The organism is Methanobrevibacter curvatus, assembly GCF_001639295.1.
Taxonomy (GTDB): domain Archaea; phylum Methanobacteriota; class Methanobacteria; order Methanobacteriales; family Methanobacteriaceae; genus Methanoflexus; species Methanoflexus curvatus.
In genome coordinates this window covers 1-6,959 of sequence record NZ_LWMV01000006.1, presented here as the reverse complement: position 1 = coordinate 6,959, position 6,959 = coordinate 1, and the positions used below count along the sequence as shown (strand labels likewise).

Annotated in this window: 6 protein-coding genes and 1 tRNA gene; 3 read left to right on the top strand and 4 right to left on the bottom strand. The window is 24.1% G+C overall.

Features of this window, described 5'->3' with window-relative positions; genetic code table 11:
• Both MBCUR_RS00180 and MBCUR_RS00175 read left to right on the top strand, forming a co-directional pair.
• On the top strand, positions 1-256 hold a 256-nt coding region (locus MBCUR_RS00180), incomplete at its 5' end, for a hypothetical protein (protein WP_211265106.1).
• A gap of 36 nt (positions 257-292) precedes the next feature.
• Entirely contained in the window at positions 293-2,119 is a 1,827-nt protein-coding gene (locus MBCUR_RS00175; RefSeq protein ID WP_067088698.1) for a helicase C-terminal domain-containing protein, read from the top strand.
• 116 nt (positions 2,120-2,235) lie between these two features.
• Here MBCUR_RS00175 and MBCUR_RS00170 read toward each other — a convergent pair.
• Positions 2,236-2,307, bottom strand: a tRNA-Gln gene (locus tag MBCUR_RS00170).
• Positions 2,308-2,585: 278 nt separating this feature from the next.
• Here MBCUR_RS00170 and MBCUR_RS00165 point away from each other — a divergent pair.
• A complete protein-coding gene (locus MBCUR_RS00165; RefSeq protein WP_067088695.1) occupies positions 2,586-3,245 on the top strand; it encodes a hypothetical protein in 660 nt (219 codons plus the stop codon).
• An 88-nt stretch (positions 3,246-3,333) separates the two neighbouring features.
• On the opposite strand, the gene MBCUR_RS00160 is transcribed toward MBCUR_RS00165, so the two are convergent.
• The 3 genes from MBCUR_RS00160 to dnaG form a co-directional block, all read right to left on the bottom strand.
• The gene (locus MBCUR_RS00160; RefSeq protein ID WP_067088692.1) at positions 3,334-3,807 is read right to left on the bottom strand and encodes a DUF1284 domain-containing protein; all 474 of its coding nucleotides are present in this window, start codon (positions 3,805-3,807) and stop codon (positions 3,334-3,336) included.
• 341 nt (positions 3,808-4,148) lie between these two features.
• The gene (locus MBCUR_RS00155) at positions 4,149-4,757 is read right to left on the bottom strand and encodes a biotin transporter BioY (protein WP_067088689.1); all 609 of its coding nucleotides are present in this window, start codon (positions 4,755-4,757) and stop codon (positions 4,149-4,151) included.
• Between the two features lie 483 nt (positions 4,758-5,240).
• Complete coding sequence (gene dnaG, locus MBCUR_RS00150) at positions 5,241-6,377, bottom strand: DNA primase DnaG (RefSeq protein ID WP_067088686.1); 1,137 nt, start codon at positions 6,375-6,377, stop codon at positions 5,241-5,243.
• Between the last annotated feature and the right edge of the window lie 582 nt (positions 6,378-6,959).

Below are 6,959 nucleotides of genomic sequence, written 5' to 3'. Positions count from 1 at the left end.
GGATGATAAAATGGATTTAGAGTTTTGTGCTAATTGTGGAATGATTAAATCAAGGTGTAAATGTGGTAAATTTAAAAAAAAATTCACAAATTCTAATAATTTAAAAAATAAATCAAATAAATTAAATAAATCTAACAAACTTAATAAAACTAATAATCCTATTAATTCTAATAAAACTAATAATTCTAATAACCTTAATAAATCTAATAAAACTAATAATTCTAATAACCTTAATAAATCTAATAAAACTACCTAATATAATAAATCCAATAAATCTACTGAATTGATTTCTATGCCTTCCAATAAATCGTATATTCCATCTAAAGAAGATTTTAACAGGATGAAAGAAGAATATTCTCACATTGATGAAGATATTCTTTTGAATTTTCCATTTAAAACGCCACGTAAAGGTCAATTAGAAACAATATCTAAAATAAATAAAGCTATTGAAAAGGGATATAAATTTATCATGTTGGAAGCAGGGACTGGAACAGGAAAATCAGTAATGGCTGCCACAATAGCTAATTTATACAAGGATACATATATTCTTACAGTCACAAAACAGCTTCAAAACCAGTATTTAAATGATTTTTCAGGTGAAGGTTTTGTCCTTGCAAAAGGAAGGGGAAATTTTCAATGTAAATACAAAGTAAGCAGTTCAGATAAAAATGATTTTTTAAATATGAACTGTGATAGTGGATCTTGTGTTTATGACAAATCATTAACTTGTGAACATGGATTAATAACTATTTATGATGAAGATAGAGCAGAAAATTATCAAAGAGCTTATGGAAATAATTTTTGGAGAGGAGATTCTCCTTGTCATTACTTAAAACAGAAAACACATGCTATAAGTAGTGACATTGTAATAATGAACTATGCTTATGCTTTATACATGTTTAACTATAGTTCTGGATTTGAAAAAAGAGAATTGATGATTCTTGATGAGGCTCACAACATTGAAGATCAAATAATGAAATTTGTAGAAGTGATAATTCCAGCAAAAACAATTGAAAGGGAAATAAATGTAAAAACAGATGAAAATGAAGTTAATATTATGAATAAAAATGGTAAAGATGCATGGATTTCTTTTTTAAACACTTTAATTAGAAAATACATGAAATATGAAAGTGAATATATTTCAAAAAACAAAAGTAAAAAAGGACAAGAAGAATATGAAGCAAAACTAACAGCTATTGATGAAAAAATTAAGGATTATTCAGAGTTAATCTCTCATTTTGAAGATGATTTTAAAAATTGGGTTATATATTGGTATGATGATGAAATTCTTTTTAAACCCATTAAAATAGACACATATTCTAAAGATATTTTATTTTCAAGAGCAAATGTTTGTTTATTGATGAGTGCTACAATACTTGATCATGAATCATTGGCTAAATGGTTAGGCATTGAAAAAGACGAATATATATTTATTCAAGAAGATTCTCCCTTTGAAAAAGAAAAAAGACCAATTATATATGATTTGGTAGGAAGATTAAACTACAATCAAAAACATATAACTACTCCTAAAGCCAATAAAAAGGTAGAAGAAATATTAGAAAAACATAAAAATGAAAAAGGAATAATACATACAAACTCTTATGAATTCCAAAAATCTATTGTTGACAATATAAAAAATAGTAGGTTAATGTATCATTATTCAAAAAACAGAGAAGATATTTTAAAAAAATTTAAAAATGATAGAAGTAACAAAGTTTTAGTAAGCCCATCTTTATCTGAAGGTGTTGATTTGCCATACGATGACTGTAGGTTTCAAATAATTTATAAAATTCCTTTTCCTAATCTTGGAGATGCTCAGATAAAAAGTAGAAAGAATTTAGATGAGGAATGGTATGATTATAAAACAATTATTAGCTTAGCACAGGCTTATGGAAGGATTATGAGAGCAGAAGATGATGAAGGTACAACATATGTTCTTGATTCATCAGTAAACAATATAAACAGTCCAAAATTTAAAAAATTTGTTCCTGAGTTTTTTAAAGAAGCTATTATACATATTAGTTCAAATAATCAAGCTAATTCTTCAAGTAAATATACTTTTAACAATTCAATAGATCATTCAAAGGTAATTAGGGATTTATTAAATAAGGAAGAATAAGTTTTAAAAGAAAAATACATAGTTTAAAAAGAATTAGGAGAAATTTTTTAGTCAATAAATATGAGAAAAAGAGTAAAGATAAATTTGGGATTATTTTAATAAAATTTTAGTAAAAATAGTCCCGGGTGGAGTCGAACCACCGTCTCCGGGTCCAAAGCCTAGAAGGATTACCACTACCCTACGGGACTAGTGTACATATTTGAAAAACTCAAATTTTTATACAACATAAACTACTTTATATTTTATTATATTTAAATATATCTTTTTTTAATTATTTTTAATTATTTTTATTTATTTTTATTTATTTTTATTTATTTTTTTCAAATTTGTTTCTTAATTTTTATTAGTAAAAATATCTTTTATAAAAATTAGTAATAGTTTTATTAATTTTAAAAATACAATAGTAATAATTAAATAGTAGATTTTATTAAATTAAGATTATCACTAAATTGTGTGAGTGATAGAAATGGCAAAAAAAGATAAAATGAGTAACAATAGGACAAAAATTTTTCTAACTATATTAGTCTTAGGAATTGTGGTAATATCAGCTATAGGAATTTTTGCATATCAAAAACCTCAAAATATAGTTGTAAACAATACTATTGAGAACAATACTACTACAAATTCAGAGTCTGAAATAAAATATGGTTATGCTCCAGTTAAATTAGCAGGGTTAAATTTTTATGCACCTGAGAAATATCTAAAAAAATACAATTCAAAGGATTACTTTGATGCATTTCCTGGTGAAAAAGATTATGAAAAAACCTTAAATTCAAAGGATGATTTTGAAAGTGCATTTATAGATATTGCACAGTTGAGTTTTATCGATAAATATCCTAGTAAAATCTTTCAGATTGATATTTCATATGCAAAAAAATATAAAGAAGATTTAGATGAATTTGACACATTTAAGAAAAATTCTGATCTAAATAGAACAATCACAAATAAAAATATTGATGGTCATATAGTTAAAATAATTAAAACTGGTAGTGACTTTAGTAGACAAACTGCAGGTTCAAATGAAACCTATGCTTACTTTGAATTAAAAAGTAAAAGTGTTTTAATACAATTTACAGGAATACCAATTGACGAATATATGATTTCAAGTTTCTTTAAATTAAATTAATTTAAAATTATTTTTTTATCTTTTATATTTTTTATTTTTATACTTTTTAATTTTCTATTTTTTAAAGCTTTTCATATGCTTATATTTTTTAATTTTTCTTTTTTGATTGATAGAATAGGCAAACATCTTCCCATCTACATCCTTTGCACATTAATGATAAATCAGAAACACTTTTAAATGATTTTTCTGTTTTTTCAAATAAAGTTTTTAGTTTATAACTATTTTTTTCATTTTTATTGATTTTCATCTTTTTTAAAACATTTAAATCCATTTGAATTATTGTATTGTTACTTTCATCAATCTTTTCATTAATATTTGTATTGTTGCTTTCATAATTCTTATGGGAGTCAAGGTTTAAAACACATTTATTTTTTTTTAAATTAGGACAGTAATTACAAATTTCATCTATATCATAAGTAAGAAATACATCTAAATTATCAGAATTTTTTAAGATGTTTTCCATATTTTTTTTAAAATTTTCATCATATCCATAACCTTGATAACCTTGAAGACAAAGAAGATGATGAGCTCGTAATTGTATTTGTTTTTTTTTTGCTTTCATAAAAAAATCCTTCTTTCATTAGTCATATTCTTATATAACTTCACATTTTCATAAAAATTCTTTTTAATAAGATCATAATTTAATAACATAATCTTAAATATGAAATCAAGGAATTAAAAATAGATATTTTCCATTGTGTGTATTTTGTGTGTTTTTGCTACAAAAGTATCCAAATTGTTTTTAAAAAAGCTTTAAAAACTATAAAAAATAGAAGTTAAAAAATAAGGAATAGACATAAAAGATAAAATGGTTTTTATAAATATTTACTATTCATAAATAAAAAAATTAAAATTAAATTTTTAAAAGTAAAAAATTTAAAATATTTTTAATTTATAATAGCATTATTTAGGTAAAAATAGTTTTGAAACAGCAGATGCACTTAAAACTTTAACTAAATCTCCAGCTATAAATGGAATTAATCCCATAATCAATAAATTGTAAATATTTGGGAATCCACCCATGTTAAAATTGCACCAAATAGCTAAAATAAGAAGCCCTGGAATGTAAATACATGCAAAGTTAGCTATTAGCATGGTTAATGTCATAAATCTGAATTTTCTTGACTTTGAATATTTTTCACTTAAATATCCAACAAAGTAAGCAGCTATTATAAACCCAATGAAATATCCACAATTAGCACCTAAAATAACACTTAATCCACCACTTGTTTCTGCAAACCAAGGAAGTCCAATGGTTCCAAGAGCAAGATAAACTATTTGGCTTAAAGCTCCCATTTTTTTACCAAGCAATAGTCCAGCAACTAAAACTGCAAATGTTTGGAAAGTAATCGGAATTGGAGTCCATGGAAGGGGAATAACTATTTGCGCAGCTAATCCAGTTAAAGCAGCCATTAAAAAGACCATAACTATTTTTTCTACAGTGTTAGATTCATGAATTCTATTGTAAATTTTTTCTCTTGTAAAATAATAATTGTCTAAGTTAATTTCCATATTTTTTTCTCCTTATTCTATGATAAATATAAACTTATTATATATTTTAAATAAATTATTATTTAAATAAATTATTATGTATTTTAAATAGTATGTTTATAATTTTATAAACTATAATATAAATATATTTTGATAATTTTAATTTAATAAAAATTAATTCATTAATTTTATGTCTTAAAAAATAGCTTATAACTAAAATAATTATCAAAAAAGGTCAATGTTATAAATTAAGATAGTTAAAACTAGGATTGCTAAAATTGAATTTTAAAAAGAGATAAATTTATTTTAAACCAGTATTTTTTTAAATTAATATAAAATAATTTTAGAATAGTAATAGTAGTAATAAATGTTTTAAAAAGATAAATTCTTGTAAAAATGTGATAAAAAGAAATAATATAAAAATTACTTTTAAAAAACTATTTTTAAAATAATCAATATATTATAACTTTTTTTAAAATTTGTTTATTGAATCAACAAAAAGCTTTAAGTTATTATTCGTAAATCTCTTGGTTTTTTTGTGATGTTTGAAGAGTTAAAAGCAACTAAATTTTTAATCCCTTTCTCAACTGCAACATCCACTAATCTTTGACTTATAATTCCATCAAAAACAACGGCATATGTTTTTTCATCAGCATTTTTAAGTTCTTCATAGAGATTTTCAACTTTCACTTCTTTAAGAATATTTAAAGTGTCATCAAGGACTTCGCCAGTGCCACTGCCTTTAATGTCATTTAATATATTTTTAAGTAATTTTACTTTGTCTTCGACTCTTGGTTTTGGTTTACTTACTTTATTTTTAAATAGCTGTTCAACAGGTGCTTTATCTCTAAGAGCAATTAAAACTTCATCTTTTTCAAGATCTTCTACTTCTTTACCCTTTGGAGCTCTTGTAACATAATCTACTTCACCCACTTGAAGTAATTCTTTTAAAATCAATTCTCCTCCACGATCACCATCAACAAAAGCTGTAACAGTTTTTTCTTTAGTTAATGCAGCAACACTTTTGGGAATATTAACTCCTTCTACTGCAACTGCATTTTTAATTCCGTATTTTAAAAGATTTAACACATCAGATCTACCTTCAACAACAAGGATTGCATCAGAGGTATGGACACTAGGACCTGCTGGAAGTCTTTCTTCCCCATATTCAGAGATTTCATGAATTCGCATAGATTCTTTAATCTCTTCAATCATTTTCACACTTTCTGGGGAAACTTTATCCATCATTCCTTTGTAGATTTCTTTAGCTCTCTCGACAACTTGTTGTCTTTTAACAGCCCTTACATCTTCAACCTTTAAAACACCAATACCTGCTTCACAAGGTCCTACACGAGTAATAGTTTCAAGAGATGCTGCTAAAATAGCTGTTTCGATTCTATCTAAACTTGAAGGAATAACAATTTCTCCTTTTGCTCTTCCTCCTTGAGAAGTCATGTCCACTTTTATTCTGCCGATTCTTCCAGTTTTTTGAAGCTCCCTTAAATCTAAATCTTCACTTAAAAGCCCTTCAGTTTGACCAAAGACCGCACCAACTACATCAGGTTTTTCTACGATTCCATTTGCATTGATTTGTGCATGTATAAGATATTTAGTTGTGGTTAATTCTTCACCTTTTCCCATTTTAAGCCTCCTTAAGAATACTTTCAGGGTAATTAATTATCTGGAACTTTAATTCCAATGGCAATAATTTGCATAAATTAGTTATCTGTAAGTTTTTATTAAATAAAAAAGATAATTAAGTTCATTAGTTCAATTAAGTTTAATTTATTATGTCTTGAATGAGTAAAAAAACATTTATAAAATTAATTATTTAATTTTATTTATTTAATTTTATTAAGCCATTTTTAAATTTATTAAACAATTTAATAAGTATTAAAATATAAACATCTATTAAAATTATACTATGTTTTTGATAATACAATCATGAATTAATAAACAATTGCAACAAAAATAGCAATTTATTTTAGTTAAATTCTTCTATTAGTCACTTAATTAATAGAATACAATTAAAGTACAAAATAAGAAAAAGCTTTACAATTTAAATAATATTTTTTTTTAAAATTTAAATTATTTTTATTTTATTATAATATATTATAATAATTAAAATATAATTTCAATTTAAAATTTAATGTCATTAATTAAATTGTATTTTTAACATGTTTTAACAATTAAAAGCAGATTATTTGGGATTAATATTTAAAC